This window comes from Alloalcanivorax venustensis, assembly GCF_047495515.1.
GTDB classification, from domain to species: Bacteria; Pseudomonadota; Gammaproteobacteria; order Pseudomonadales; family Alcanivoracaceae; genus Alloalcanivorax; species Alloalcanivorax venustensis.
This window is the reverse complement of record NZ_CP179934.1, coordinates 1,477,904-1,504,188: the sequence shown is the minus strand read 5'-3', so window position 1 is coordinate 1,504,188 and position 26,285 is coordinate 1,477,904. Positions and strand designations below refer to the sequence as shown.

At 64.7% G+C, this 26,285-nt stretch carries 24 protein-coding genes; 10 read left to right on the top strand and 14 right to left on the bottom strand.

What is annotated here, in order from left to right; translation table 11 throughout:
* Nucleotides 1-16: 16 nt before the first annotated feature.
* Both ACMG4O_RS07235 and ACMG4O_RS07230 read left to right on the top strand, forming a co-directional pair.
* Complete coding sequence (locus tag ACMG4O_RS07235; RefSeq protein ID WP_414434759.1) at nt 17-1,171, top strand: aromatic ring-hydroxylating oxygenase subunit alpha; 1,155 nt, start codon at nt 17-19, stop codon at nt 1,169-1,171.
* 55 nt (nt 1,172-1,226) lie between these two features.
* On the top strand, nt 1,227-2,075 hold the full coding sequence (locus tag ACMG4O_RS07230) for a PA4780 family RIO1-like protein kinase (RefSeq protein WP_142948550.1): 849 nt from the start codon (nt 1,227-1,229) through the stop codon (nt 2,073-2,075).
* Between the two features lie 11 nt (nt 2,076-2,086).
* Here ACMG4O_RS07230 and ACMG4O_RS07225 read toward each other — a convergent pair whose 3' ends face one another.
* Both ACMG4O_RS07225 and ACMG4O_RS07220 read right to left on the bottom strand, forming a co-directional pair.
* Nucleotides 2,087-3,127, bottom strand: a complete 1,041-nt coding sequence (locus ACMG4O_RS07225; protein ID WP_142948549.1) for a proline racemase family protein — start codon at nt 3,125-3,127, stop codon at nt 2,087-2,089.
* Nucleotides 3,127-4,302: a zinc-binding dehydrogenase gene (locus ACMG4O_RS07220; protein WP_142948548.1), complete on the bottom strand. Its 1,176-nt coding sequence runs from the start codon at nt 4,300-4,302 to the stop codon at nt 3,127-3,129. Before ACMG4O_RS07220 ends, ACMG4O_RS07225 begins: the two co-directional genes overlap by 1 nt.
* Nucleotides 4,303-4,469: 167 nt before the next feature.
* Here ACMG4O_RS07220 and ACMG4O_RS07215 point away from each other — a divergent pair, with 167 nt between their 5' ends.
* Together ACMG4O_RS07215 and ACMG4O_RS07210 are read left to right on the top strand one after the other, a co-directional pair.
* On the top strand, nt 4,470-6,470 hold the full coding sequence (locus ACMG4O_RS07215; RefSeq protein WP_142948547.1) for a hypothetical protein: 2,001 nt from the start codon (nt 4,470-4,472) through the stop codon (nt 6,468-6,470).
* 156 nt (nt 6,471-6,626) lie between these two features.
* Entirely contained in the window at nt 6,627-8,342 is a 1,716-nt protein-coding gene (locus ACMG4O_RS07210; RefSeq protein ID WP_370202249.1) for an alpha/beta fold hydrolase, read from the top strand.
* A gap of 23 nt (nt 8,343-8,365) precedes the next feature.
* Here ACMG4O_RS07210 and ACMG4O_RS07205 read toward each other — a convergent pair whose 3' ends face one another.
* Entirely contained in the window at nt 8,366-9,157 is a 792-nt protein-coding gene (locus ACMG4O_RS07205; RefSeq protein ID WP_414434758.1) for a DNA polymerase beta superfamily protein, read from the bottom strand.
* A 14-nt stretch (nt 9,158-9,171) separates the two neighbouring features.
* A complete protein-coding gene (gene bla / locus ACMG4O_RS07200; protein ID WP_414434757.1) occupies nt 9,172-9,930 on the bottom strand; it encodes a subclass B1 metallo-beta-lactamase in 759 nt (252 codons plus the stop codon).
* Nucleotides 9,931-10,096: 166 nt separating this feature from the next.
* Between bla and ACMG4O_RS07195 the strand changes: the two genes are divergently transcribed.
* Nucleotides 10,097-11,512 carry a carotenoid oxygenase family protein gene (locus tag ACMG4O_RS07195; RefSeq protein WP_414434756.1) on the top strand — a complete coding sequence of 472 codons (1,416 nt, stop codon included), beginning with the start codon at nt 10,097-10,099 and terminating at the stop codon, nt 11,510-11,512.
* A gap of 37 nt (nt 11,513-11,549) precedes the next feature.
* Here the strand turns inward: ACMG4O_RS07195 and ACMG4O_RS07190 are convergent, their stop codons facing one another.
* Complete coding sequence (locus tag ACMG4O_RS07190; protein ID WP_414434755.1) at nt 11,550-12,368, bottom strand: helix-turn-helix domain-containing protein; 819 nt, start codon at nt 12,366-12,368, stop codon at nt 11,550-11,552.
* 211 nt (nt 12,369-12,579) lie between these two features.
* On the opposite strand from ACMG4O_RS07190, the gene ACMG4O_RS07185 reads away from it, so the two are divergent.
* Together ACMG4O_RS07185 and ACMG4O_RS07180 are read left to right on the top strand one after the other, a co-directional pair.
* Entirely contained in the window at nt 12,580-14,580 is a 2,001-nt protein-coding gene (locus ACMG4O_RS07185; RefSeq protein ID WP_414434754.1) for a carboxylesterase/lipase family protein, read from the top strand.
* 40 nt (nt 14,581-14,620) lie between these two features.
* A complete protein-coding gene (locus ACMG4O_RS07180) occupies nt 14,621-16,660 on the top strand; it encodes a carboxylesterase family protein (protein ID WP_414434753.1) in 2,040 nt (679 codons plus the stop codon).
* Nucleotides 16,661-16,723: 63 nt separating this feature from the next.
* Here the strand turns inward: ACMG4O_RS07180 and ACMG4O_RS07175 are convergent, their stop codons facing one another.
* From ACMG4O_RS07175 to ACMG4O_RS07165, 3 genes are all read right to left on the bottom strand, one after another.
* Nucleotides 16,724-18,151, bottom strand: a complete 1,428-nt coding sequence (locus ACMG4O_RS07175; RefSeq protein WP_335629719.1) for a diguanylate cyclase — start codon at nt 18,149-18,151, stop codon at nt 16,724-16,726.
* A gap of 106 nt (nt 18,152-18,257) precedes the next feature.
* The gene (locus tag ACMG4O_RS07170) at nt 18,258-19,316 is read right to left on the bottom strand and encodes an NAD-dependent epimerase/dehydratase family protein (protein ID WP_335629718.1); all 1,059 of its coding nucleotides are present in this window, start codon (nt 19,314-19,316) and stop codon (nt 18,258-18,260) included.
* A 111-nt stretch (nt 19,317-19,427) separates the two neighbouring features.
* On the bottom strand, nt 19,428-19,778 hold the full coding sequence (locus tag ACMG4O_RS07165) for a VOC family protein (protein WP_194855770.1): 351 nt from the start codon (nt 19,776-19,778) through the stop codon (nt 19,428-19,430).
* Nucleotides 19,779-19,862: 84 nt separating this feature from the next.
* On the opposite strand from ACMG4O_RS07165, the gene ACMG4O_RS07160 reads away from it, so the two are divergent.
* Together ACMG4O_RS07160 and ACMG4O_RS07155 are read left to right on the top strand one after the other, a co-directional pair.
* Nucleotides 19,863-21,080, top strand: a complete 1,218-nt coding sequence (locus ACMG4O_RS07160; RefSeq protein ID WP_414434752.1) for a helix-turn-helix domain-containing protein — start codon at nt 19,863-19,865, stop codon at nt 21,078-21,080.
* A gap of 31 nt (nt 21,081-21,111) precedes the next feature.
* Nucleotides 21,112-21,744, top strand: a complete 633-nt coding sequence (locus tag ACMG4O_RS07155; protein ID WP_142948537.1) for a PQQ-binding-like beta-propeller repeat protein — start codon at nt 21,112-21,114, stop codon at nt 21,742-21,744.
* 17 nt (nt 21,745-21,761) lie between these two features.
* Here the strand turns inward: ACMG4O_RS07155 and ACMG4O_RS07150 are convergent, their stop codons facing one another.
* The 4 genes from ACMG4O_RS07150 to ACMG4O_RS07135 all read right to left on the bottom strand — a co-directional run bounded on the left by ACMG4O_RS07150 (nt 21,762) and on the right by ACMG4O_RS07135 (nt 23,839).
* Nucleotides 21,762-22,232 (bottom strand): hypothetical protein, encoded by a 471-nt coding sequence (locus ACMG4O_RS07150; RefSeq protein ID WP_414434751.1) that lies wholly within the window; start codon nt 22,230-22,232, stop codon nt 21,762-21,764.
* Between the two features lie 81 nt (nt 22,233-22,313).
* On the bottom strand, nt 22,314-22,889 hold the full coding sequence (locus ACMG4O_RS07145) for an NnrU family protein (RefSeq protein WP_414434750.1): 576 nt from the start codon (nt 22,887-22,889) through the stop codon (nt 22,314-22,316).
* 77 nt (nt 22,890-22,966) lie between these two features.
* A complete protein-coding gene (locus ACMG4O_RS07140) occupies nt 22,967-23,521 on the bottom strand; it encodes a YdeI/OmpD-associated family protein (protein WP_414434749.1) in 555 nt (184 codons plus the stop codon).
* Between the two features lie 90 nt (nt 23,522-23,611).
* Complete coding sequence (locus ACMG4O_RS07135) at nt 23,612-23,839, bottom strand: DUF1413 domain-containing protein (RefSeq protein ID WP_335629711.1); 228 nt, start codon at nt 23,837-23,839, stop codon at nt 23,612-23,614.
* 136 nt (nt 23,840-23,975) lie between these two features.
* Between ACMG4O_RS07135 and ACMG4O_RS07130 the strand changes: the two genes are divergently transcribed.
* Nucleotides 23,976-25,217 (top strand): NAD(P)/FAD-dependent oxidoreductase, encoded by a 1,242-nt coding sequence (locus ACMG4O_RS07130; protein WP_414434748.1) that lies wholly within the window; start codon nt 23,976-23,978, stop codon nt 25,215-25,217.
* A gap of 18 nt (nt 25,218-25,235) precedes the next feature.
* Here ACMG4O_RS07130 and ACMG4O_RS07125 read toward each other — a convergent pair whose 3' ends face one another.
* On the bottom strand, nt 25,236-25,649 hold the full coding sequence (locus ACMG4O_RS07125) for a virulence RhuM family protein (protein ID WP_414434747.1): 414 nt from the start codon (nt 25,647-25,649) through the stop codon (nt 25,236-25,238).
* A 122-nt stretch (nt 25,650-25,771) separates the two neighbouring features.
* Nucleotides 25,772-26,284: a DUF421 domain-containing protein gene (locus ACMG4O_RS07120; protein WP_414434746.1), complete on the bottom strand. Its 513-nt coding sequence runs from the start codon at nt 26,282-26,284 to the stop codon at nt 25,772-25,774.
* Nucleotide 26,285 lies beyond the last annotated feature (1 nt).

Here is a 26,285-nt window from a genome sequence, read left to right as displayed (position 1 = left end):
ACACCGGAGCCCCAACATGAAACCAGAGGTCCGTGCAGACCTTCACCGGCGCACCCTGGAGGCGCTCAACGGGACGCGGCCGGAAGGCCGGGCCGCCCCCGGCGAGGTGCCGGTGGACCGCTATCTGGACCGCGGCCGTGCCGACCGGGAGCGGGCCCTGATGCGGCGCCGCCCCCAGGCGGTGGCCGCCAGCAGCGAACTGCCCGCCGCTGGCGCCTGGCTGGCCCGCGACCGGCTGGGCGTGCCTTTGCTGCTGGTGCGTCAGGAGGACGGCGCCTTGCGGGCCTTCCTCAACGTATGTCGCCACCGGGGCGCCCGCCTGCTGGACGAAGGCGCCGGCCACAGCGCCCGGACCTTTGTTTGCCCTTACCACGCCTGGACCTACGCCCTGGACGGAAGCCTGAAGGGGCTGCCCCAGGCGTTCGGCTTTCCCTGCCTGAACAAGGCGGAATCCGGGCTGCGGCGCCTGGCCGTTCGGGAGCGCGGCGGCCTGGTCTGGGTAGTCGCCGACCCGGATCTCGCGAACAGCGATATCGACAGCCATCTCGATCCATTGATGGGCGAGCTGGAAGCCCTGGATCTGTCCGCGCCCGTGGCCTACGCGCCGCGCCACTATGAGGTGGCCGCCAACTGGAAACTGCTGGTGGACGGTTCCCTAGAGGCCTACCACTTCAAGGTGGCGCACCGGAATACCATCGCGCACCTGTTCACCGACAACCTCCAGATCATCGACGAAGCGGGACTCAATCGCCGGCTGTATTTGGTCAAATCCAACCTGGACCCGGCCAACCCGCCGGACGCCGAAGGCTTTGAACCGCGCCGGCACGGCAACATTCTGTACTTCTTTTTTCCCAACACCACCGTGCTGGTGCAGCCCGACCACGCCCAGTTCAGCACCCTGGAGCCGCTCGGGCCGAACCGTACCCGTGTCCACGAGATCACCCTGCTGCCCGCCGCCCCGGACAGCGACAAAGCGGAGCGTTACTGGCAAGCCAACGTGGACCTGTACCGGCGCACCCTGGCCGAGGACTACAACCTGTCGGAATCGATCCAGAAGGGACTGCCGTCCGGCGCCAATCAGGTACTCACTTTCGGCACGTTTGAGTACAGCGCGCCGCGTTTTCACCGGCAATTGGAGGCGGAACTCAACGCCGCCGGCCGAGCGCCGTGAACCACCCCCTCCACCAGGGGATGCCCGCCATCGGCGAATAGCGTATAAGGGCGGCATGAAAACCCCGAAACGGATACAACCCCTGGTCGATGACGGCCTGGTGGACGAAGTGATCAGCCGGCTGATGAGCGGCAAAGAGGCGGACATCTATGTGGTCCGCTGCGGCGACCGGGTGCAGTGCGCCAAGGTGTACAAGGAGGCCGCCAAGCGCGGCTTCAAGCAGGCGGTGCACTACCAGGAGGGCCGCAAGGTGCGCAGCACGCGCCGTGCCCGGGCCATGGAAAAGGGCTCCAAGTTCGGCCGCGATCAGCAGGAAAAGGTCTGGCAGACCGCCGAAGTGGACGCCCTGCGCCGCCTGGCGGACGCCGGCGTGCGCGTGCCCCGGCCCTACGACATGCTGGAAGGCGTACTGCTGATGGAGCTGATCACCGACGACGCCGGCGACGTGGCGCCGCGCCTGTGCGACGTGGTGCTCACCGAGGAACAGGCGCTGGAAGACCACGCCCTGATGATGCACTACGTGGTGCTGATGCTGTGCGCCGGGCTGGTCCACGGCGACCTGTCCGAATTCAACGTGCTGGTGGACGCCTACGGGCCGGTGGTGATCGACCTGCCCCAGGCGGTGGACGCCGCCGCCAACAACCACGCCGAAGCCTTCCTGCTGCGCGACGTCAACAACATGACGCGCTACTACGGCCAGTACGCCCCGGCCCTGGTCGGCAGCCGCTACGGCGAGGAGATCTGGGCGCTCTACGAGGCCGGCGAACTGCACCCGGAGGTGTCACTCACGGGCGTATTCGAGGACTCCGGCGAAGCCGCCAACGTCGAGGACGTCCTGGCCGAAATCAAAGCCGCCTTTGAGGAAGAACAGGAGCGACAGGAGCGCCTCAACGATTCCGATTAGAGCGAGAGCCGTCAGTCGTGGCCGTCGCTGAGGATGTGGTGCAGTCCACCGCAGTCGACCATCGGGTCCTCGCAATTGACCACGGTTCTGGAGTGCGCCAGCACGTAGCTTTTGCCGGTGATGGTGTTTTCCACCACCTCGTGGTCTTCCTCCCGGCGGGTGTCGATGAACTCGCCGATAAAGCCGGAGCCGCGCAGGGAGACGGTCTCCAGACGGTCGCCGGGTTTGATCCTGCCTTCATGGTGCATCAGCGCCAACCGCGCGGAGGTGCCGGTGCCGGTGGTGCTGCGGCAGATCACGCCGGGGTGCACATAGGTGGCGGAGCGGGAGCGGTAGAAGTGATCCCCCACCTGCTCCACCGGGCCCATGAAGTGCAGGAACGGCAGCGGCCCCACGTCGCCCAGGGTGTAGTGGGAAAAGCCGCGCTCCGCCTGAATCGCCTCGACGATGGCGCGGGCGCAGCGCGCCAGATCCGCCTCCTCATCCAGGGTCAGATGAAAGCCCAGCTCGGTGGCGTCCACCAGAGCGTAGAACCCGCCGCTGTAAGCCACGCTGTAGGTGACGTTGCCCAGCGACGGCACATGGATGGTGGCGCGGTGGGTGTCGATGTAGCTGGGCAGGCCGCCGCAGGTGATCGATTCCACCACGCCGTCGTGGACCTGGGCCTCGATGTGCACCAGCCCCGCCGGCGATTCCATCATAAAGCTTTGCCGGCCCTCTTCCTTGGGCACCAGCCCGCTTTCCAGCACCGCCGTGGCGGTGCAGATGGTGTTGGAGCCGGAGTAAATCGCATAGCCCATCACTTCCATGATGATGTAGCCGACGCTGGCGTCCGGGTGGGACGGCGGCACGATCAGATCCACCGACATTTCCGGAATGCCGTAGGGCTCCTCCAGTAAAAGCCGGCGCAGGCCGTCGGCGTCGTCGCGCAGGTACTCCATTTGCTGGCGCACGGTTTTACCGGGCAGCGGATCAATACCGCCGAGAACAATGCGACTGACATCGCCGCCGGCGTGGGTGTCCATGAGGTTCAGGCTTAACTCCTGGCGCATCAGGTTGTCTCCTTTAACGCGAAGGGTTCGCCGAAGTCCGCCCACTGGCGGTCGGGGACGATGACGATCTTGCCGAGGAAGTTGTTGCCGCGGCTGACGAAGTAGTCCTCCGCGCGGTGCAGGTCGGACAGTTTGAAAGCCGCGTGCAGCACCGGTTTGAGCTCGCCGGAACGGATCCAGCCGATCAGCTGTTCCGCCTCTTCCCGGGTGCCGTGGGAGACGCCGAACACCTGCACCTGATAGAGGTAGATGCGCGTCCACATGATCTCACTCAGGTTGCCGCCGCTGGCGCCGGCGATGCTCAGACGCGGGTAGCTGTTGCGCGCTTTCATGTCGAAGATCATGGCGTCGATAAAGCGGTCGGTCATGTCGCCGCCGACCAGATCCATCACCGCGTCCAGAGGCGCGCCGCCGGTCAGCTCGCGGACCCGGTCGGTGAAGCCGTCCATGTCGGAACGGTCGAGCACCGCTTCGGCGCCCAGCTCACGCAGGGCGCCCGCCTTGTCCGGCGTGCTCAACGCATAGGGAATCGCGCCCAGGACCCGGCACAGCTGGATCAGCGCCGTGCCGACACCGCCGCTGGCGCCGGTCACCAGCACCCGCTCCCCGGCGACGACATTGGCGGAGGTGAGCATGTGCAGGGCGGTCTGGTAGGAGCACATGCCCATGGCCGCCAGTTCCGCGTCGGCCAGGTCCGCCTTGTCCACGGTGTGGAACTGGTCCGAGGGCACCGCCACGTACTCGGCGAAGCCGCCGTCGGCGCCGTGGCCGTAGTAGTCCGGCGTCAGGTTGATGTCGCGGCGGTCGTCCGGATAAAGATTGAAATCCAGCAGGCCGCGCTCGCCGAGGCGTGCCGGATCCACGCCTTCACCGACCGCGGCAACCCGCCCGGCCACGTCGGCGCCCTGAATACGGGGGAAGGTGAGCGTGGCCGAACCACCCATCTGAAAGGACGCCACCTCGTCCTTGTCCTTGGTGGGATACAGGCCTTCACGGGCCTTACGGTCGGTGTTGTTCTTGGCGGTGGCGGTGACGCGCACCAGCACTTGGCCCGGCGCGGGTCGAGGCACCGGCACATCGTCGCGGTGAACCAGCTTATCCACGCCACCGTGGCCGGTGAGCACCATGGCCGACATGGTGCCAGGGACAGCCTGCGAATGATGATCGTCGTCCATGGCTTGTCTCCTTGTGTTGTTTACCTATCACCCCTGCGTGGCGATGGAAAGTGGGATTTAAAGGGCCCCACCAACAATCGATTACGGTTTACCCCATATGGGGTATGTGCCCATTTAACAAACGCCCTAGGCTCGATCCAACCTGATTGGACATCGGAAGGGCAACCATGAAGAAAGCAGCGTTATTCCTCATTGCATGCGTGGCGTCGGTCACGATTCTGGCGGGGTGTGGGGGCAGCTCCTCCTCATCCAGCGACGATGCCGGCGGCGGTGGCGCCACCTCACGCACCATCAGCGGCACCGCCACGGCACCGGCCGGCGCCGTGGCGTTTCACGAGGCCCCAAGCCTGTTCGAATTGGCGTTGAACGTGCTGATTCCGCCGGCGCACGCGGCCATCACCGGGTTGGATCCGGTCGGCGGGGCGACCGTCGAGCTACTGCGGGTGGATAACGCCGGCAACCCGGTGGGCGAGGTGCTGGCGGAAACCGTCACCTCGATCACCGGCGACTACCGTCTGACACTCCCCGACGGCGTGAACCTGGCGGGCAATTTAATCGTACGGATTACCGGCACCGGCACTGAAATGCGGGCCCAGGTGGTCGATCAGGCGGTGAACATCAACCCGGTATCGGAATTCGTGCTGCGTAAGTTCATCGAGGAAGGCACTGACCTGGACCAGTTGGTGGCCACGGACGTAGTCACCCTGAGCGGCAAGGTGGACACCTTTGACCTCACCGCCGGCAACGATCTCAGTGACATGCTCGCCAAACTGGACCAGGAAGTCGGCGAGTTCGTGGAACAACAGGTGGCGGTGATCAAGGCGCAACCCGGCGACGCGGATAGCGTTACCGGCGACTACCGAAGCGCGGCGTTCAGCCTCGGCCTGCATGACAGCGACAACGACAACTTCGGCACCTTCGCCAACGATATGTGGCGCGGCCAGTTCGACTTTGCCGACGGCGGCGGCAATACCGTGGCGATCACCCTGGAAGGCGAAGAAAGCGCCTACTCGAATTTCTCCGGCATGAGCGTGGCGACCGGATCGATCTACTATGAAACGGACATCGACACCGAATCCGAGAACCTCTCCGGCACACTGACCGACTCCGGCATACTGTCCATCGAAGGCGCGTTCGAGGAAGAGATCAACGGCGACAACGCGTTCCGCTATCCGTCAGTGATCTACAACCTGCAACAGGTTCAGAATACAGGTCTGTTCTTCCTTCTTTCTCAGGAAGCGGCGGTTCGCTACGGCACCACCGACACTAACGGCGACGACGAACCGGACGCTCTAAATCCGGACGATCGCCAGGGTGATGAAGTATTCCGCGCCCTGGAAGTGTTCGCCCGCTCACCGTCCGGGATGAGCGATTCGGATCTCAGCGGCGCCTTCGGCCGCGTGTTCCTGGAAACCTACGCGCAAACCGGTGTGATCGAACTGCAGACCGAGGTCAACGTGGTCACCTTCAATGGCGACGGCACCTTCGATTACGGCGACGCCACCGGCCACCGGGTAGGGCTGGAAAGCAACGGCAGCACCTATCAGACCCTTTCCGAAACCGGCAGTACCGGCGACGCCATCAACGTCTCAGCCGACGGCGACATCATTTCCGCCGGCACCGAAGACGGCCAGCCCGTGCCCACTGATGGCTTTATCAACGACACCTTCGATTTCATCGCCTTCGCGGAAACCGAAAACAACGAGAACATCTGGGCCCAGTTCAACAAAACCCTGATGGTCAAACTGCCCGATAGCGCGCCGGACGTCAGTGGCAAGCGGTACCGCCTGATGCTGTTGTCCGTGGCCCTGGATGGCGTGGGTAATGGCTCCAGCGATATTGAAATGATCAACAGCCAGTTCAACAGCTACGTCAATCTGACCAGCAACACCGCCGGAACGCTCAACGGCAGCTTTACGCTGGTCGAGAAAACCGGCCTGGGCGGCGACCTCGTCGTCGAGCAGGACACCGTCGACGAGCCGCTGACCGCCAGCATCGCCGCCAACGGCGCCACCACCCTGACCCTCGCCGGTCAGGACGGCAGCAATATCATGGAGGGCTTTTTCAACCAGGACGCCAGCCTGGGCGTATTCACCACCCGCTGGGTGCCGCAGGGCGGCGACCCCAACGAGCTGGGCCTGGTGGTACTGATCGACGTCACCGAGTAACCGCTTCACCCCCGAACGCCGCAAGGCGTGCCCCTGCGGCGGGCTTCGGCCTCGCCGCACCCTTTGACCCCGGCCCCCGGGGTCTTTTTCGTTGCGCTCCCGACGCGCGCTTCCTATGATCCGGACAACCACCTTGCCGAACCCGGGGCCGACGCCTTGCAGGATGAGAATAACGACCTGATCGGTCGGATCTACGAAACCGCCTTGTCCCCCGGCGACTGGATGGACCTGCTCGATACCATCACCGGCTGGACCGAGGACAGCCCGTCCGGCGACGCCAACGACGCACCCATGGAAGTGGAACAGTTGATCGGGCACCTGGAACGGGCGGTACGCAGCAGCGCCTATATGCACGCTCTTGAGGACCGCACCCAGATTCTCAACAGCATGTATAACCAGATGCCCTGGCCCATGCTGATGCTCGACGAGCGGATGCGCGCCCTGGAATGCAATCCGGCGGCGCGGCAGGCACTCACCCAGGCGCCCATCGAGTTGCTCCCGGACGGCACGCTGCGTTTCGCCGACCGGACCTTAAAGGAGGGCTTGAAACGGGTTCACAGTCTTGCCGCCGGCCGCCACACTCAGCTACTCACCTCCCAACGTGACGCGGTGACCTTGCTCTGTCTGCCAGTCAAAAAATCCGATGCACCAGGCACCATCGCGCGGGTCCGAACCATTGTCTGGGTGCTGGCCGGCCACAGTGTGGTGACGCCATCCCCGGAATCCCTGAAGGCCATATTTCCGATCACGCACGCAGAATCCCGCCTGCTGCATCTGCTCTGCAAGATCGGCAACCTCAGTCAAAGCGCGGCGCTGCTCTCGATCAGCGTGCACACCGCGCGCAGTCAGCTTAAGTCGACCATGGCGAAGCTGGAAGCCAACAGTCAGGTGCAGTTAGTCAGTCAAGCGATGGGGCATGCCTTGGTCCAGGCGGCCCAGCCCCCGGCCCTGAGCCAAACGCCGGAACACACCCTGACCCTGCCCGATGGCCGCGTGTTGAGCTGGTTCGAATACGGTGATCCGTCGGGACGAGCGGTGCTGACCCTCGACAACCTGGGCAGCGCCCTGCCCGACCACCGCCTCTTCGATGAGTGGTACCGGGCGAACGGCCTGCGCATGATTCTGATCGTACGCCCCGGCTACGGACTGTCCACTGCCCGAGCGGACATGGAATTCCGCGACTTTGGCCCGGACATCCGCGCCCTGTGCCACCATCTGGGCCTGCAGCGACCGCCGATGGCGGCGTACTGTGGCGGCGGCCCCTATGCGCTGTGCGCGGCGGCGCTGCATCCCGATCTGTTCGACCGGCTGGGCCTGCTAGCCAGCACCGTGCCGATTGAGCACTTCGAACTGGACAAGCTCGACCGCATCCACGCCATGTTTCTGCGCATCTTCCGCAAGGATCCGCGACTGTTCGTGCTGGTGGGCCGTCTAGCGTTGCGTGGCGTGCGGCGTTCCCCGGAAAAATACCTGGCCCGCCTGGCCAAGTCGCTGTGCCCGGAGGATCAAGCGGTGCTCAACGATCCGGACCTGCTGGCGCGACTGATCGAGCGCATGCACGCCAGCCACTTCCAGGGCGCGCGCATCCTGATCGACGAATACATACGCATGCAGCACCCCTGGCTGGTGGACCTGAAGCAAATCAAAGTACCGATCCTGCACTGGCACGGTGAGGACGACCGCATCATCTCCATAGGCAGCGCCCGCGGGCTGGCAGGGGATTTGCCCAACGCGCGCTTCCGCAGTTTCCCCGGTCTCGGGCGTTTTATGATTTATAAAGTCTGGCGGGAATTTCTCACCGAGTTGCTGGAGTTGCCATCCGAACCGGCACCCGGGCCCCGGCGCGTTGCGGCCTCGGCCGGGACGCGCTGACTCGGCCGGCGCCTCTCTCGTGATCAGGCGTCGGAAACGCTGTCCAGGCAATCGCGAAACAACGCATTCAGACGGCTCAAGTCGCCACCGCCCGGCGCGGCGTTACCCGGGTAGCGCGACAGCCGGGACAGTTCTTTTTCAATAAAATCGTTCAGCTCCGCCATCACCGGAACAAATTCCTTTTCCTCGCTGCGCTGTTTTTTCGCCAACAGGCGGGTAATTTCTTTATCCACCGTTTCATCGTCGGCCACCAACGGTCGCAAGCGCTCCAATTCAACCGGCGCGGGCGAGCGATAACGTTCCAGCCAGCGGATCGCCAACAGGGGGCGCAGGACATAAAAGTATTTCTTCAGCGGCACCAACTTCGCTTTCAGATAGCCGCGGTAGTTCTTGTCCGCCATGCTCCAATAATGATGCACACCTTTGTTCACGTCGTAGATGTCAGGTAGCAGCGCCCTCGCACGGTCGGCAAAACCGGCCTCGTCGCGATAGACAATAGGGGAATGCAGCCACTCCACGAACGACGGGTTGGACTGCCAGAATAATTTCAGGGCCTTGCGAATATCCCAGCCGCTGAGATCGATGTCGTCGACGATCTCGCATTCGATGACATCACGGCGCTCTTCCAGATCCAGCGACAGGTACCACTCGCGGGGATGGGCGTAAATAAAACGCACATCGTAATCACTGTTCGGTGAAGGAAAGCCCCAGGCCCGGCTGCCGGACTCCACCGCGAACAGCACGCGCACGTCGTGCTCTTCTTCGATGGCCCGCAGGCGGCCCTGGATATCCCGCCGAACGTCCTCGCTGATCATAAAGCCGTCCCTGTTCAGGTACCGCTGTCCTCAAACAACGTGTGCATGTGCTCAAGCAGCTCCGGGCCACCAGGCTCGCCGTGGCCGGGAATCACGGTCTCGGCTTGCGGATACGCCGCCTGGGCATGACGAATCGCTTGCGGCCAATGGGCCAGGTCGGCGTCGGCGGTATTCCCCAGGTTGTCGGTGACCAGCTCGCGTACCGCGCAGCCACCATAGAGCATCTTCCGCTCGGGCAGCCAAACCATGATGTTATCGCGGGCATGGCCGCCGCCGGGGTAGAGCACCTCCACGGAACCGAAAGCGGTGGTGTTGCCCGCGGTGTCCAGACCGCTCAAGGCATTGGCCGGCACCGGGTTGCCCGCTTCCGCGCTCAGGCGCTGCGTCATCGGGTGCGACCAGACCGGGATGCCCGCCGCTTCCAACACCGCCGCGCCGCCGGTGCGGTCGCTGTGAAAATGCGTGGACAGCGCCCGGTCCACCGGCAGACCGATCTCCTTGTCGATCCACACCAGTAACGCTTCGGTGGCCTCGGCGCCCCAGGCGGAATCCAGCAGCACCAGATGATCGTCTTCCCGGACGATCAGCCCGTTGGAAGGGTAAACCACGCCATTGAAGGTGTTATAGGAGGTGTGCATCCAGACGCCGGGTTCAAGTTGCTCGACCTGAAGACCCGGGTTGCCGGGCAGGGAATGGCGATGATGGCTTTGGCATCCGACCGTCAGCAGACCGAGGAGTAACAACCAGGTTGCGTAAAAGGCGTGGTGTTTCATGCAAGGAATCCGGCTCGACTGGCGAAGACACCGAGATTAAACCGCCAGCAGCGTCCGCGCTATGAACGGCTCGGCAATCCTGGGGGCCGCGCGGCGGGAACCGGAACCCCTCTCTTGCCTCTCTCATAAACAAGCTGTATACCTTTGCGTCAGGAGGGCACGTTTTATGGACAATCATCCTGTCCCCGACCACCGCCGGGGCTTCGAGAACTTGGAGCGGGAAGTCAGCCTGCGCATCACCAACGGTGAAATACGCGGTAAGATACCGGACGCCGTGCGCGGCACCTTCTTGCGCATCGGCCCCGGCCGCAACGAGTTGGCCGGGCGGACCTTCGGCCATTGGTTCGACGGCGACGGCATGGTGCATGCGCTCACCTTCGGCGAAGAGGGCGCCCGCTACCGCAACCGTTTCGTGCGCACACCCAAATACCGGGCCGAAACCGCCGCCGGCCACATTAAAAAACGCAGTTTCGGCCACAACGCCCCGGGCGGCATCCTCGCCAACATCGGCCGGCCACCGGCCAACGCCGCCAACACCAGTATCGTTCAGCACGGCGACCGGCTGCTGGCGCAATGGGAGGGCGGCCGCCCCTGGGGCCTGGACCCGCAAACTCTCAGGACCCTGGGCGAAGCCAGCTTCGCCGGCGGCCTGAAACCCTTCGAGCCCTTCAGCGCCCACGGCCACCATCACCCGGACACCGGGCGCTACTACAACCATGGCGTCAGCCTGGGGCGGCACGGCCCGCAGGTGAATCTCTACCAGATCGGCCCCAGCGGGCGCATGGAACGGCGCGGGCGTTTCCCGCTGCCGCGCTTGACGTTTCTGCACGGCTCCGCCATGTCGAAACGTCACTGGTTGTTCCTGGAGCAGCCGGTGGCCATGACAGGCATCAGCAAAATGATGCTCGGCCTGCGCACCGTCGACCAGTGCATGAGCCATGATCCGGCCTGGGGCATGCGCGCCCATGTGATCGACCTGGATTCCCTGGAGCGCACCCACACCTTCGAACTTGACCCGTTCGTGGTGTTTCACTTCGGCAACGCCCGTGAGACCGGTGACGAATTGATCGTGGAGCTGGTGCGCTTTCCCGATTTCACCATCAACCAGGCCCTGCGGGATTTCACCCGCCACTATCAAAGCGATGCCGGCGAACCCGGACAGCTACGGCTGAATCTGCGCACCGGCAAACATACCTACCTGCCATTGCCGCACCAGGCCGGCTGCGAGTTCCCCACTTTCGATAACCGCTATCAGGGCGAGCCCAGCCGCTTTCTCTTTAATACCGCGCTTGCCGACCAGGGCGGCTTCTTCAACGCCGTGCAAAGACTGGACACCGAGAGCGGCCACACCGCCCTGCATAGGATGGGGCCGGGACGCTTCGTCTCCGAAGCGGTATTCGTGCCGGAAGGTGAACAAGAAGGGGACGGCTATTTATGCACCGCCGTCTACGACGCCAATACGCATTGCAGCGAGATCGTGCTGCTGGACGCCCGTAGCGAGACCCTGGAAGAGGTGGCGGCGGTGCCCCTGCCGCATCATATTCCACACGGTTTTCATTGCGGCTGGATCAGCTCGGGTTAAAGCGCGGCCGCGCCGCGCACGCCGGTCCCGGTGAAGGTCACTCGCAACACATAACCCGCACGTTATTCCGATTACGGCTATAGGACGGTGGCTGGCCAAACCAGCGTTGGTAGGTACGCGACAAATGCGCGGAATCGGTGAAGCCGGCCGCGTGGGCAATCTCGGTGATACTGCGATTGGAATGCAGCAGATGGAAAACGCGCTGCAGCTTCTGCCAGGATTTATAGTCACGCAACGACATACCGAACACATCGCTCATCAGGCGGGACGCCCAGAAGTACGACGTGCCCAGCTCCCGGGCCAGCTCGGTCAGCGTCAGGTCCCGGCGGCGCTCCAGCAGTTCCCGTATCAGCGGCTCGCGGGGGTCCAGCCGAGCCTGGGGCGTCAGGTGCCGGAACGGCACACTCAGGGCCTGTTCGTAGATCGCCGGCGCCAGAGCCGGCTCCAGGCGCCCCTGGTAGAGCGCCTCCAGCGAAGCGTCGAGTTCCTGGAAACAGTCGCGCTCAAGCAATGCCACGCCGCCCGGCGCCAACGCCCTGAAGCCGGCGTAACGCGGCGACCCCGGCGTGATGTGGAAACACACCAGCGGCACCTCGTGGGCGCCCAGGCCACGCGCCAGGAAAGGCGGTATCACCGCCGCCCGGGTCGACAGCGCCTTGCCTTTCACCGTGATGCGAAACGGCGCCGCCCCGGCGGAAACAATCAGCGCGGCGGAAGGCGGTCGGGTTTCTTCGCTGACGATCGAAGCGGCGGTATAAATAAACCCGGAGCAGCCCACGATGTAGACATTGTCCAGCGGGCGGTGCGCCGCGTTGTCCGGTAATGCGTTTTCTTGTTCTCGGTACTTTAAACCCATGGGATCTCTCCTGCCCTCGGCGGCGCGCTCACTACATAGCGCCTAGACACAGCTCCCCTTGTTACCCACCACGATCATAGCCCATCGCTTCGATAACCCGGCTTGTACGTTTTTGCGGTGACGCGGCAAAAACATTCAATCCTTCAGTCCCGACTCTATAACACCCTGAAAACGTGAGTTTCAGAATAAAAACACCTCGGGAGAACCCTATATGAAAAAACGTGACAGCGCTCACGCCCCGCGCGTCCGGTTGACCGCCTCCGTGGCGTTACTGTGCCTATCGCTAGCCGGATGCGGCGGCTCGTCGTCGTCGGACTCCGACACCGGTCAGGTGTGGCGTACCGGCACCTTCGGCAGCACCGCGGTCTCCGGTCTGGATTACCGAAGCGGTGACTCGGCCATGGGCAGTACCGATGAACACGGCCGCTTCCGCTACACCGGCGGCCAGACGGTGACCTTTGCCCTTGGCGAGCTGGCCCTGGGCGCGGCACCGGGCGCGCAACGCCTCAATGTGCTGGAGGTCAGTGGTGATGGCGCCGCCGCCAGCGACCCCGCCGTGACCAACAAGCTAGTGCTCTTGCAAACGCTGGACGCGGACGGCGACCTGAACAACGGCATTCAAATTACGCAACAGATCCGCGATGCGGTTTCCACCCACGCCGGCGAGCTCGACGTCGAGCAGCCCGCCGCCGCGTTCAACAGCGCGCTTCAAGAGCGGATCACCGCACTGGACAACGCCGGCGCGTTCTCGGACACGGACCCGCGCCCCCGCCGTCTCGTCGCCGCCAGCGACGCGCGGGAGCAATTCGCTCGTGCCAGCAGCCCGCGACGGATCGTGGAGACCACGGACGGACGGCTGAGCGGCTTCCAGGCGGACGCCAACACCTGGCAGTTCCTCGGCATTCCCTACGCCCGGCCACCGCTCGGCGATCTGAGGTGGCGGGCGCCGCAACCGGTCGTCCCCTGGGACGACGTTCGCGACGCCACCGCCTGGAGCGACCAGGCGGCCCAGAACGCGGCCCTGGAACGGTTTGGCGAAGGCGGTATGAGCGAGGACTCGCTGTACCTGAACGTGACCGCCCCCAAGAACGCCGACGGCCTGCCGGTGATGGTGTGGTTCCACGGCGGCGGCTTCACCGCGCTGACCAGCAACACCAAACCCTTCAACAACCCGAAAGCGGTGGCCAGTAAGGGCGTGGTGCAGGTGTCGGTGAACCACCGCCTGGGGCCGTTCGGCTACATCGCCCATCCCGACCTCAGCGCGGAAAGCGGCTACAACGGCTCCGGCAACTACGGCCAGATGGACCTGATCGCCGCGCTGGAGTGGGTGCGGGACAACATCGCCGCGTTCGGCGGCAACCCGGACAACGTCACCGTTTTCGGTGAATCCGGCGGCGGCCGCAAGGTGTTGTCGCTGATGGCGTCGCCGCAAGCGGCGGGGCTGTTCCACCGCGCCATCAGTCAGAGCGGCACACTGATTCCGGATACCCGCGGCCTGGCCGACGCCGAGGCCATCGGCAGCGATCTGCAGACCAATCTCGGGGCCGCCTCGGTCACGGAAATGCGCGAGAAAAGCTGGCAGGAAGTGGTGGCCGCCGCCGCGACCCTGGTGCCCTACACCAACGTGGACAATCACTACCTGCCCTACACGGAGCGGGTCGCTTTCGAATCCGGCAACCAGAACGACGTGCCGTTCATGTTCAGCATTAACGCCAACGACACCCCGGACCCCACGCAGACCGCGATCAACGTCTTCCCCTGGATGGCGCCGCTGTGCTCGGCCAACCACTACGCCACCTATTTCACCCACCAGCCCGCCGGCTGGAAGGCTCAGGGCGTGGAGGCCTACCACGCCGCCGAGCTGGCCTACGTATTCAACATGCCGGAAAGCGTGATCACCCATCACCTGCTCGGCCTGGTGATCGACCCGGCCACCGGGGACTCCCTCGAAATCGGCGACTTGAACGGCAACGGCGTGACCGGCTCCCAGGGCGACCCGGTGGATATTTTCGCCTCCGCCGGTTTCGATGCCACCGACGAGCAGGTGATCGACCGCATGCTCACCATCTGGACCAATTTCGCCAAGACCAGCAACCCGAGCATCGACGGCGAGATCGATTACCCGCTCTACGACGCGGCCACCGAAAGCTATGTGGAAATCAGCGACACCGCCGAGGTGAAAACAGGCCTGGGCGACGTCCTGAACGACTGACACCAACAACAAACACTGAGAACAACAAAGGGAGAGCACCATGACACACCCAAACCGACACGGCGCCCGGCCAGCCTGGCTGGCCGCCGCCATAACGCCTCTGCTGCTGGCGCTGGCCGCCTGCGGCGGCGACAGCGACAATGACCACGGCGGTTCATCCGGCCCGGCCACCCGCACCGGCACCTTCGTGGACAGCCCGGTGGCCGGGCTCGACTACGCCGGCACGGACAGCGCCAGCGGCGTCACCAACGACGCCGGCGAATTCCGCTACCGGGACGGCGAGCCCCTCACCTTCTCCATCGGCGACCTGCCGCTGGGCAGCGCCAAAGGCGCCCGGCAACTGACCCCGTTGACGATCACCGAGGGCGCCGACAGCCCCGAGGACGACAGCGTCAGCAACAAGCTAGTTCTGCTGCAAACGCTGGATCAGGACGGCGATCTCAACAACGGCATCCAGATCAGCGAGGCCATTCGCGCCCTGGTCTCGGAGAACGCGGCGGGCATTGATTTCGACCAGCCCACGGACAGCTTCCGCACCAGTCTGGCGCCGCTGATGACGGCGCTGGAGGACAACGCGTTGTTCACCGACACCGACCCGCGCGCGCGCCGGGTCCGTGAGGCGGCCGACGCGCTGGCGCACTTCGGCCGGTCCACCGGCGCACGCGCGGTGGTCAGCACCACCGGCGGCGAGCTGCGCGGCTTCGAAGCCAACGACAGCACCTGGCAATTCCTGGGCATTCCCTACGCCAAACCGCCACTGGGCGAGCTGCGCTGGCGCCCGCCGGTGGCGCCTGAGCCCTGGAGCGGCGTGCGCGACGCGGTGGAGTGGGCGGACCAATCCGCCCAGGACCGGGCGCTGGAGAGCATCAACGAAGGCGGCATGAGCGAGGACTCACTGTACCTCAATGTCACCACACCCAAGAACGCCGACAACCTGCCGGTGATGGTCTGGTTCCACGGCGGCTCGTTCGCGATCCTGTCCGCCAATTCCGAGCAATACAACAACCCGGACAGCCTCACCCAAAAGGGCGTGGTGCTGGTGACCGTCAACCACCGGCTGGGCCCGTTCGGCTACATCGCCCACCCCGAACTCAGCGAGGAAAGCGGCTACGGCGGCTCCGGCAACTACGGGCAGATGGACCTGGTGATGGCCCTGGAATGGGTGCGGGACAACATCGCCGCCTTCGGCGGCAACGCCGACAACGTGACGATCTTCGGCCAGTCCGGCGGCGGCGGCAAAACCTACTCGCTGATGAACTCGCCGCAGGCCACCGGCCTGTTCCACAAGGCCATCGTCATGAGCGGCTTCGCGCCCATGGACACCGACAGCGTGCCGGCGGACTCCCTGGCGGAATCGGAAGCCATCGGCAGCGCCCTGTTCGACCGGGTCGGCGTGGACTCCCTGGAGGAGGCCCGGCAACTGCCCTGGACCGCCTTCACCGACGCCGACGCGGAGAATAACATTCCGCGCCAGACCTACCGGCCCAACGCGGACTATTACTACCAGCCGAAAACCTACTACCAGAACGTGCTCGACGGCATGCCCAGCGACGTGCCGCTGATGGCGGGGGTCACCGCCGGCGACTACACCAGCCTGCGCGGCGCCCTGCCGGTGTGGCTGGAACAGCGTTCCCAGGATTACCAGCCCGACCAGTACGTTTATAAGTCCACCCGGGTACCGGAAGGCTGGGAAGCCCTCGGCCTGCAGAGCTGCCACGGCTGCGAACTGCCCTACCTGTTCAATCATCCCACCGGGCTGGTGCAGAACTTCCTGCTCGGCCTGGTGCTGACCCCGGAAGGCAACCAGCCGGTAATCGGCGACCTGAACGGCAACGGCGTGACCGGCAGCGATGGCGACCCCCAGGATATTTTCCTGTCCATGCAGTACGGCGCCGACGACGCCACCGTCAGCGAACTGATGATGACGATGTGGACCAACTTCGCGAAGACCGCCAACCCCAGCCCACCGAGCCTACAATGGCCGGCTTATACCGAGGCCAACGACACCTACCTGGAGATCCGACAGGATACGGAAGCCTCAGTGGAAACCGGCGTCGACGCGGCCATGGGGTTGGATTAGGCATCCGCCTGGATCACAACAAACAGCCGGCTCCTGGCTAGCGCCAAGAGCCGGTCTACCCCGTTACGCCTCCGAGACACACAAACGATCACGGCCACTTTGCTTGGCCTGATATAAAGCGCGATCCACACGGTTGAGCATCGATTCCAGAGTATCCCCCGGCTGCAGCTCGGTCAGGCCGGCGCTTACCGTGACGGTGACCGATTCGCTACCCAAAACCGACATGGGCGTCTCGGCCAGTCGGCGGCGCAGGCGATCGCCGACTACCGTGCCCCCGCCAGCGTCGGTATCCGGTAGCACCACGATGAATTCCTCGCCGCCGAGGCGGCCGCACAGATCTACTTCACGGGTCACCGCGCGGAGCAGCCTGGCGAACCCCAACAGCACCTGATCCCCACCGGCATGCCCCCAGGTGTCATTGATACTCTTGAAATAATCCAGATCCAGCGACAAGACAGCCAACGGCACGCCCGAACGTAACGAATACGCCATTTGCCAGCGTAGCGACTCCATGGTGGCACGCCGATTGGCCAGCCCGGTCAGCTCGTCGGTACGCGCCAGCAGGCTGAGCTGATCGCGCATGGCATTTTGGTGAATCTCGTAGCCCACCGTGTCCGCCAGCAGCTGCATGAACACCAGATCGTCACGGGAAAAGGGCTCACAGGCCCGCACCGAGGAAAAATTCACCGTGCCGTACAGCTTGCCGTTCACCTGGATTGGGCTGCCGATATAGGCCTCCAGGCCGAAATCGCGGTAGCACGGATGGGTGCGGATCTCACTCTCCCCGGCGTGATGAAAGCCCACCGGGCCGCCCGCCTCCAGGGCGTGCACGCAATAGGTACCGCCAAGATCAAAGGTGTTGCCCGGCGACACACCGCCGGCCGGGTCGTGGCAATGCTCGACCCGGTACACGTCATCCTGGATGCTGGACAGAATCGCCAGTTCCAAGCCAAAGTGCCGCGCTCCCAGCTCAAGGATAGCGGCTAGCCTGGCGCCATGATCCCGTTCGGTATCGGCGGTGATGGAATGCAACCGTTGCAAGGTATCAACGGATTGCTCCGCGGAACGCGCGGGCCGAACCAACGCCAGGTATCCCTGGATTTCACCCGAGGCGCTGGGCAGCCCCCCGGCGGACGTTTGCCCCAGAAACGTGGCGCCGTCGGAAGAGCGATATAATACCCTGTACGCTGAAAAGACCGGGTCCGCCTGTGGGTTATAACGCTCCTTGCCCAGGTTCAGGAAGTCGGTCGGGTCCGCATACAGAATTTCGGTCTTCCGGCCCTGCAAGTCTTGCAGACTGTACCCGAAGAGCGTCACCGCCGCCGTATTGACATACCGCACCCGGCGCTCACGGTCCGCCACTACCACGGCCTCAGGGAGCGAGTCGAACAGGGTCGCCAGCGAGAACAACGACCACTCCGTTAAATCATCGCGGTTCGCGGTTTCGGCGTGGTGCGCCTGATCGTGGGAATAAGGATCAGTGGGGGGCATGGCCTATCTCATCGTCGGCGTCAAAGACAGCTAGAAGTGTAGAGTAATCACCGTACAACGCCACCCCGTGGGCCAGCCCCCCCATCGCCCGGACGGGCCGGCGCTGTTACTTCTTCAACTGGCCGCTGTCGACCAGCTGCTGGAAGAATTCGTTCAGGGACTGGTCCAACGGGCGGTACTGGATGCCGAGCTGCTCGCGGCTACGGCTGTTGTCGGCTCGCCACGGGAGATTGACGTTACGGCTGACGAACTTGCGGGTGAGGGTTTTGTTCACCACGGGCCCGACCAGCCACACGGCGGCCTTGGGCAGGGTGCGCTTGGGGATCGGGTATTTTTTGCCGAAGCGGCGGCGCAGCACGGCGGCCATCTCCGGGAAGTCGGTGTCATGGCCGGAGAGGATATAGCGGCCATTGGCTTCAGGCAGCCAGGCGGCGCGCAGATGCGCTTCGGCCACCTCACGCACGTCCACCACGCCGATGCCCACATCGGGCACGCCGGGCTTCGCGGTGCCATCGCCGAACTGACGCAGAATATCGAAACTTTCCGAGGTGGCGTTCGGGTTAATACCCGGCCCCACCACCAGGGACGGATTGATGGTGACCAGATCCCAGCGGTCCTGGGCGTCGGCGATTTTCCAGCCTTCTTTTTCCGCCACGGTCTTGGAGTAGGCGTAGGGCTGATGGCTCAGGGACGAACTGGTGTTCCAGTCCGCTTCGGTGAACACGCCGTTGGTGGTGTGCTTCAGGTCCGCGTTGTCGCCGTAGATCGCCGCGCAGCTGCTGGTCAGCACCACCCGCCTCACGGACGGGGTGTCGTTGACGGTCTCCAGCACATTGCGGGTGCCCAGCTGCGCCGGTTCCACCAGCTCTTTCTGCGGGTCCTTCACCGTGGTGGTGAACGGCGACGCGGTGTGAAACACCACCGAACAGCCGGCCATGGCCTCCGCGTAGGAGCCGGGGGAGAGCAGGTCCGCCTTGAAGTAGCGGATACTGCCCGGCGTCTTTTCAGCGATGGCGTTCAGATACTGAAGCTTGTGGCTGTCATCCGGGTTGCGCACCGCTGCGTGCACGGTGACGCCCTCTTCCAGCAAACGCTCCACCAGACGGCCGGCCACGTAGCCGGTGGCGCCGGTGACCATCACCGGCGTGCTCGTATCGATTTGCATAGTCAGCCCCTTTACCAAGTCGGCCACCATCATGGCGCCGGCGGGCGGACCTGTAACGGGCCTTTCGTGCCAAACAAGGTGGACATTAGGTTACCCGGCACGCCACAGGGTTCACTCGTGCTGCAGGATATTGAGCAGCTTGCCGAACGGATCACGCACATAGAAGCGCCGCACCCCCCAGGGCTCGCTGACCGGGCCGTACTCAATCGGCACCCCGGCCTGCTGGAACCGGGACAGGGCGCCTTCCAGATCGTCCACCTCGATGGAAAGGTCGGGGACCGGGGTGCCCGAACCGCCCTCGGACCCGAAGCTGACCTGCACCATCATGGTTTCATGGGAGCCATAGGTGCGGAACCAGCCGTGGTCCATTAGCCGTTCCAGGCCAAGAATGTCGCCGTAAAAGCGGTCGGCCTTGTCCAAATCGGAAGTGGCCGTGTTGGCCATGATACGTTTCACTTTCATGGTCTACCTCGCGCGTCACGCGTTCGTTCAACACTGCTAGACTCAGGGCGGTTATAACAGGCGGAGACAGATGGTGGCACCCCTATGGATTCGCTGATTTCAGCGGCGGCGCGGGCCCTGGCCGGCGGCGACCCGTTGCGGGCGCTGAACCATGTCTCGCTGCGCGACGACGCGCCGGCGCTGGCGTTGCGCGGCATCGCCATGGCGCAGCTCGGCGACCTGGCCCGCGCCCGGGCGCTGTTGCGGCGCGCGGCGCGGGCCTTCACCACAAAGGAAACGGTGGCGCGCGCCCGCTGCGTGGTGGCCGAGGCGGAGGTGGCGCTGGCCGCCCGCGACCTGCACGCCTCCTCCAAGGCGCTGGACGCGGCGCGGGAGACCCTGCAGCGCCACGGCGATACCGTGAACGCCGCCCACGCTCGCTACCTGGCGATTCACCGTCTGTTGCTGATCGGCCGGCTCGACGACGCCGAGCAACAGCTCAAAGCCCTCAATACCGACGTCCTGCCCCCGGCCTTGCAGGCCACCCACCAGCTGGCCGTCGCCGGTATCGCCCTGCGCCGACTCGATACCGCCACCGCACGCACCGCCCTGGGCCACGCCGGTCAAGTGGCGCGACGCTCAGGCATCGCCGCCCTGATCAACGAAGTGGACAAGGCCGCCCGGGTGCTGCAGGCGCCGGCCGCCCGACTGGTAACGCACGACGAAGATCGACCGGTGCGGCTTGATGAAGTGGAAGCGCTGTTCGCCTCCCCCACCCTCGTGGTGGACGCCTGCCGCTACAGCGTGCACCAGGCCAGCGCCGTGATCGAACTGGCGACACGGCCGGTGCTGTTCACCCTGGCGCGCACGCTGGCCGAAGCCTGGCCCGGCGACGCCCGCCGCGACACCTTGATCGAGCGCGCCTTCCGCCTGCGCCAGGTGGAAGAATCCCATCGCGCCCGGCTGCGCGTGGAAATCGGCCGGCTGCGCAAAGCACTACGGCCCCTCGCGCGGCTGCACGCCACCCGCCACGGCTTCAAGCTGAAGCCGCTGACCGGCGACGTGGCGGTGCTGGCCCGACCGGTGGAAGACAAGCACGCGCCGATACTGGCGTTTCTTTCCGACGGCGAAGCCTGGTCCAGCTCCGCCCTGGCACTGGCGCTGGGCACCAGCCAGCGCACCGTGCAACGGGCGCTGGACGCTCTGGCGAACGCCGGCAAAGTGGAAGCCATCGGGCAAGGCCGAGCGCGCCGCTGGGTGGCTTCGCCGGTGCTCGGATTCACGACAACCTTGTTACTCACCGCGCCACTGCCCGGCGGCTAGGATGGCCAGAACCTACAAGGAGGGCATCACCATGAAACAATCACAAGCACGAATCATTCGCGAGTACGGCCCCTTCCCCGGCGCATCAACCGTCGGCGGCGTGGACTACGACGGCCGTTACGTGTGGCTGGCCACCGGCGACAAACTCCAGGCCCTGGACCCGGCCAGCGGTGAAATACAAAAAACACTGGACGTGGCGGCGGACGCCGGCACCGCCTTCGACGGCACCCACCTCTACCAGATCGCCGAAAAGCGGATTCAAAAGATCGACCCGAACACCGGTGAGATTATCGCCACCGTGCCCGCCCCCGGCGACGGCGAGGATTCCGGCATGGCCTGGGCGGAAGGTTCCCTTTGGGTCGGCCAGTATCGGAAACGAAAGATCCATCAAGTGGATCCGCAAACCGGGGCGGTACTGCGCACTCTGGAATCCGACCGCTTCGTCACCGGCGTCACCTGGATCAACGACGAACTCTGGCACGGCACCTGGGAAGGCGACGACGCCGACCTGCGGCACATTGATTCGCGGACCGGTGACGTGCTCGAGCGCATCGACCTGCCCGAAGGCGTTCATGTGTCCGGGCTGACCTACGACGGCAACGGCAGCTTCTACTGCGGCGGCGGGCCCAGTGGCAAGGTCCGCGCGGTCAGCCGGCCCGAGTAATAGCCGACCGGGGGGCGCTAAGCCCCCCACTCCACCTCACGCAGCGTCTGAATAACTTCATACATGTAATAGGCCGGCTCTTCCGGGTACCCCATCTCGCGAATGGCGTCATTATTCCGGGACACCTCATCGAGAAACGCCTGGCATCGCGCCTCATCTTCAAACCCGCAGAGCACGACGGTCTCGATCCGGGACGCGGTTGGAAGCCAGAACAGGGAGCGGCGAATCACGGCGGGGTGCGCCGGATGCGACGCCGGTGTGAAAGCCCACAGCCAGCGATCTTCCTCGGTCATCTTCACCGCCACCAGCCAGCCATTGGCGTCGTAGCGCTGAAAATCCGGATCTTCCGTGGTGAAGTGCCGGAGGCACTCAATGCGACACTCCTTCGGAGAAACGCCTTCGGCGCATTGGAACGACTCGATCTTCGCCGGTTGCGAGGTGCAGCCCGAAAATAGCGCGGCCAGCGCCAGATATTTCCATTGGCCCATATATTTCTTCCTTGAAGTCTTTGCCTTAACGGACGCGCAGCAGATCGTCGTAGCCCGGCGCCATCTGGTCGAACAGGGCTTTCAGCCGAACGGCCGCACGCCGATCAGGGCGCCATGCAACCAGAACGCGAACAGCGCCCAGGCCACCACGCCCACCACCACGGTGATAATGTCGCCCTTGAGGGTACCGGGCGCGTAGGTTACGCCCTGGGCACGGTCACGCCGACGCAGCCGGGCGAACGCCACGATCGCCCACACCAGGAAAGCGCCGAACAACACCACGTCGTGCAGCAAGCCGATGGAGAGCAAATGGCCGAACGCCCACACCTTGGTGGCCACCACCATGGGGTGACCGATGCGGGCACGGAGACGGTTGCCGGGCACATAGGCGGCGGCCAGCAAAACGAACGCCACCAGGGTGAACAACGCATTCAGGTGGCCCAGCCACGCCGGCGACGTGTACAACACCATCGGGGCCAGCCGGGCCCGCTGGAAGCCGAGAATAATCAGCACGAAACCGGCCAGGGCGATCAGGCTGTAGAGCCCTTTCCAGGGCAGCAGGCCCATACTGTCCACGCGGCGCTGCCGCCATTCCGGGGCGAAGCCCACGCAGTGAATACCCAGGAAAATCAGCAAACCGAGAATCAGCATTATCATTGTTGTGTGTCTCCGTGCGCGAAAGGGGTGGCCCTATAGTGCCGCAATCCGGATGGCGGGAACATGACCCGCGGCGGTTACGCCTCGGCCTCGGGCGCGCTCAGGGCCTTGCTGTAGAACCCGGACGGATCGAAGCAGCAGACCCGCTTTTCGCCGGACGCCAGCTTGTCCAAGGCGTCGTTGATCCGCTTGGCGCGGGTCTTTGCCTGCTTGGCGGTGACCACCCAGTGAACCCAGTCCACCCGCGCCAGGGTGGTGGTGGCTTCCCAGGTGGCAAGGGCGTCGGGCGACGCCTGCAACGCTTGCCGCAGATCTTCAGGCACCTCTGGTTCCGGCTCCCGCACCACGGGCGCGATCCCGAACTCGGCAACGTCGCCCGGCGCGGTGTGGGACGCGGCCATCAAGGCCTTGTCGATGCGCAACCAATGGCTCTTCCGGCCGTCCGGCTCCAGCAACAGAGCATTAAAGGGCTGGCCGTTGAGGGTGCCGTCCACGGAAGTGCGGCCACGCCGGGGCAGCTTGGCACTGGCCTCCTTGGGCAGCACCACGAAGGCCCAGTCTTCGCCGTCACCCGGCTTTTTCGGGCGAAGCAATTTGGCGCTGAACGTGGAGCGGGTTTCTTTATTCGCCATCGTCCATTACAGCCTTTCGATTTGGAGGGGTGCTTCGAAGCGTGCCAGAAGCACGGTCACTGTTCTACCGGCACCGTCACTGTCCCGACCTTACCTCAGCTTGCGGTAAACCCGACCGCCGTCTTTCTTTTCTCCGGTGTCCTCGATGCCCTGGAAGCGGCCCTGCCGGACCAGCCTCAGAAAGTCGTTGCCGAGCTTAACGCGATCACCGATGTACAGCTCACCCCAACCCCGGCCGTAGATCTCCGGGAAATGGAACAGGCCGGGCGCCTGTTCGCGTAGCGTCCGTTCCAGCCGCTTCTGTAACGCCGTGTCCATGAAAACACTCCTTTGCGATCGTGGCCGGTGATGAGGGTCATTGAAACGCCGGCGCGGACCGGTGGGCAAGCGCACCAAGACGCTAGTGCCGGGCCGGCTTTCTATGCTTTCCTGGTGACTCATAACAGGAGCGAACATGGCCCGCGATATTCTGGTTCTGGGCGCCGGCATGGTCGGCGTCTCCACCGCCTGGCACCTGCTGCAACGCGGCCACCGGGTTACCCTGGTGGACCGCAACGCGCCGGGGCGCGAGACCTCGTTCGGCAACGCCGGCATCATCCAGCGCGAGGCCGTGCGGCCCTACCGCTTCCCGCGCGATCTGACCACGCTGACCCGGGTGCTACCCAACCGGCGGGTGGATATCCGCTATCGACCCTCCGGCATGGCGCAAGCCGCGCTGCCCCTGTTTCAGTACTGGCGCAATTCGGCGCCGGATCGCTACGCGCGCATCGTCCCGGAATACGCGGCGCTGATCACCCGGGCGCGGGATGCCCACGCGGCGATAATCGACGCCGCCGGCGCCGACGACTTGATTCGTCAGGAAGGCTACCTGGAAGTGTTCCGCACCGCCGACGCCTTCGACGCGGAATGCCGGCAGGCGGAACAGGACGCCGACGAGTACGGCGTCACCCACGACATTCTGGATAGCGACACGCTTGCCCAACGGGAGCCGGACCTGGCGCCCCGCCTCGCCGGCGCCATCCACTGGACCCAGCCCTGGACCGCCACCGACCCCGGCGCCCTGGTGGCCGCCTACGCCGACCACTTCCAGCAACAGGGCGGACGCTTCGTCCAGGCGCCACTGGAAACGCTGTCGCGCCACGGCAACGGCTGGCAGGCCGTGGCCGGCGGGGACACGTTCTTCGCCGAGCAGGTGGTGCTGGCCCTCGGCCCCTGGTCCACGCAATGGCTCGACCAACAGCGCCTGCATGTGCCGCTGTTCGTGAAACGCGGCTACCACATGCACTACGGCGCCCGCGACAACGCCCGCCTGCGCCACTGGCTGATGGACTCCGAAACCGGCTACCTGCTCGCCCCCATGCGCGCCGGCATCCGCCTCACCACCGGCGCCGAGCTGGCCCGCCACGACGCCCGGCCCCACTACCGGCAACTGGCCGCCGCCGAAGCCGTCGCCCGCACGCTCTTCCCTCTGGGCGACCGGCTCGACCCGCAACCCTGGATGGGCGCCCGCCCCTGCACCCCGGACATGAAACCCGTGATCGGCCCGGCCCCCGGTCTGCCCGGGCTGTGGCTGGCCTTCGGGCACGGCCACCAGGGCTTCACCATGGGGCCGATTACCGGCCAGCTGCTCGGACAGATGATGGATGGGGAGCCGACCGAGGTGGATATGGCGCCCTATCGGGCGGACCGGTTTTAGCGGCTGCCCGACCCCCTCCTACCCCAGCACTTCGATAGCCTGCTCCAACTCGGACAGGCCCTGCCGGGCCAGACGGTGCTCATTGAGGCTGTAGCCGCGGGTCAGGTGGTGGCGCAGGACCGTGATGGCCCATTGGCGGAAGCGAGTGGCACGGTGGGAGTTCACCCGGTAGCCGACCGAAATGATCGCATCCAGATTGAAATGCTCTACCTGATAGATTTTGCCGTCAGCCGCAGTTGTTGCATTTTTTGCAACAACTGATTCCCGCTCCAGCTCGAAGTCTCTGAAAATATTGCGTAGATGCCTGGATATGACGGACTTGTCCCGACCAAACAACTCGGCAAGCTGCGACAATGTCAGCCAGACGGTTTCGCCCTCCAGCCGTACTTCAACCTTCTGGGCGTCTTCCTCGAAAATCACGATCTCGCTCATGCCGGCTCCGTTCACAGGGAATGAGCCGGCATGCTCGCTCTGTACCCCCGGTGGGACAGTCAGCGAGAACGGAAGATCGTGTGAGCTGAATGCTCTGATGGATGTAGGACAGGACTGGGGCGCTATTTGACGCCGTCCAGGCTGGACAGGGCGGCGCCGGGTTGGCCGGCAATCACGCTGAAGGAGCCGTCGGTTTCCAGCACCACGGCGGCGACGTCGCCGAGGGCGCCGATACCCGAGGAGCGCACCGCCGCGTGTACTTCTTCCCGGGTCACCCGGGCGTCGCGCAGCGCGTCGTCGAGCATGGCGCCGTCGCGCAACAGCAGGCGCGGTTCGCCGGTGACGACCCGGCGCAGCCACGGCATGCGCGTGCTCGACCAGGAAATGGCGAACTGCATGCCGATCAACAGCGCCAACGCCAGGAGACCCTCCGCCAGCGCCACGCTCTTGCTCAGCACGATGGTGGCCAGGGTCGAACCGATCGCCACCGTGACCACCAGATCAAAGGCGTTCATCTTCGCCAGCGTCCGCTTGCCGGACACCCGCAACATGAACACCAGCGACACATAGGCCAGCACGCCAATCAGCAGTGTGCGGCCCAGCACCGACCAGCCGTTGAAAAAGATCGCTTCCATA

Coding starts and splice junctions, on each gene's coding strand:
- ACMG4O_RS07235 (WP_414434759.1), top strand. CDS start 17: ATGAAACCAGAGGTCCGTGCAGACCTTCACCGGCGCACCCTGGAGGCG.
- ACMG4O_RS07230 (WP_142948550.1), top strand. CDS start 1,227: ATGAAAACCCCGAAACGGATACAACCCCTGGTCGATGACGGCCTGGTG.
- ACMG4O_RS07225 (WP_142948549.1), bottom strand. CDS start 3,127: ATGCGCCAGGAGTTAAGCCTGAACCTCATGGACACCCACGCCGGCGGC.
- ACMG4O_RS07220 (WP_142948548.1), bottom strand. CDS start 4,302: ATGGACGACGATCATCATTCGCAGGCTGTCCCTGGCACCATGTCGGCC.
- ACMG4O_RS07215 (WP_142948547.1), top strand. CDS start 4,470: ATGAAGAAAGCAGCGTTATTCCTCATTGCATGCGTGGCGTCGGTCACG.
- ACMG4O_RS07205 (WP_414434758.1), bottom strand. CDS start 9,157: ATGATCAGCGAGGACGTTCGGCGGGATATCCAGGGCCGCCTGCGGGCC.
- bla (WP_414434757.1), bottom strand. CDS start 9,930: ATGAAACACCACGCCTTTTACGCAACCTGGTTGTTACTCCTCGGTCTG.
- ACMG4O_RS07195 (WP_414434756.1), top strand. CDS start 10,097: ATGGACAATCATCCTGTCCCCGACCACCGCCGGGGCTTCGAGAACTTG.
- ACMG4O_RS07190 (WP_414434755.1), bottom strand. CDS start 12,368: ATGGGTTTAAAGTACCGAGAACAAGAAAACGCATTACCGGACAACGCG.
- ACMG4O_RS07185 (WP_414434754.1), top strand. CDS start 12,580: ATGAAAAAACGTGACAGCGCTCACGCCCCGCGCGTCCGGTTGACCGCC.
- ACMG4O_RS07180 (WP_414434753.1), top strand. CDS start 14,621: ATGACACACCCAAACCGACACGGCGCCCGGCCAGCCTGGCTGGCCGCC.
- ACMG4O_RS07175 (WP_335629719.1), bottom strand. CDS start 18,151: ATGCCCCCCACTGATCCTTATTCCCACGATCAGGCGCACCACGCCGAA.
- ACMG4O_RS07170 (WP_335629718.1), bottom strand. CDS start 19,316: ATGCAAATCGATACGAGCACGCCGGTGATGGTCACCGGCGCCACCGGC.
- ACMG4O_RS07165 (WP_194855770.1), bottom strand. CDS start 19,778: ATGAAAGTGAAACGTATCATGGCCAACACGGCCACTTCCGATTTGGAC.
- ACMG4O_RS07160 (WP_414434752.1), top strand. CDS start 19,863: ATGGATTCGCTGATTTCAGCGGCGGCGCGGGCCCTGGCCGGCGGCGAC.
- ACMG4O_RS07155 (WP_142948537.1), top strand. CDS start 21,112: ATGAAACAATCACAAGCACGAATCATTCGCGAGTACGGCCCCTTCCCC.
- ACMG4O_RS07150 (WP_414434751.1), bottom strand. CDS start 22,232: ATGGGCCAATGGAAATATCTGGCGCTGGCCGCGCTATTTTCGGGCTGC.
- ACMG4O_RS07145 (WP_414434750.1), bottom strand. CDS start 22,889: ATGATAATGCTGATTCTCGGTTTGCTGATTTTCCTGGGTATTCACTGC.
- ACMG4O_RS07140 (WP_414434749.1), bottom strand. CDS start 23,521: ATGGCGAATAAAGAAACCCGCTCCACGTTCAGCGCCAAATTGCTTCGC.
- ACMG4O_RS07135 (WP_335629711.1), bottom strand. CDS start 23,839: ATGGACACGGCGTTACAGAAGCGGCTGGAACGGACGCTACGCGAACAG.
- ACMG4O_RS07130 (WP_414434748.1), top strand. CDS start 23,976: ATGGCCCGCGATATTCTGGTTCTGGGCGCCGGCATGGTCGGCGTCTCC.
- ACMG4O_RS07125 (WP_414434747.1), bottom strand. CDS start 25,649: ATGAGCGAGATCGTGATTTTCGAGGAAGACGCCCAGAAGGTTGAAGTA.
- ACMG4O_RS07120 (WP_414434746.1), bottom strand. CDS start 26,284: ATGGAAGCGATCTTTTTCAACGGCTGGTCGGTGCTGGGCCGCACACTG.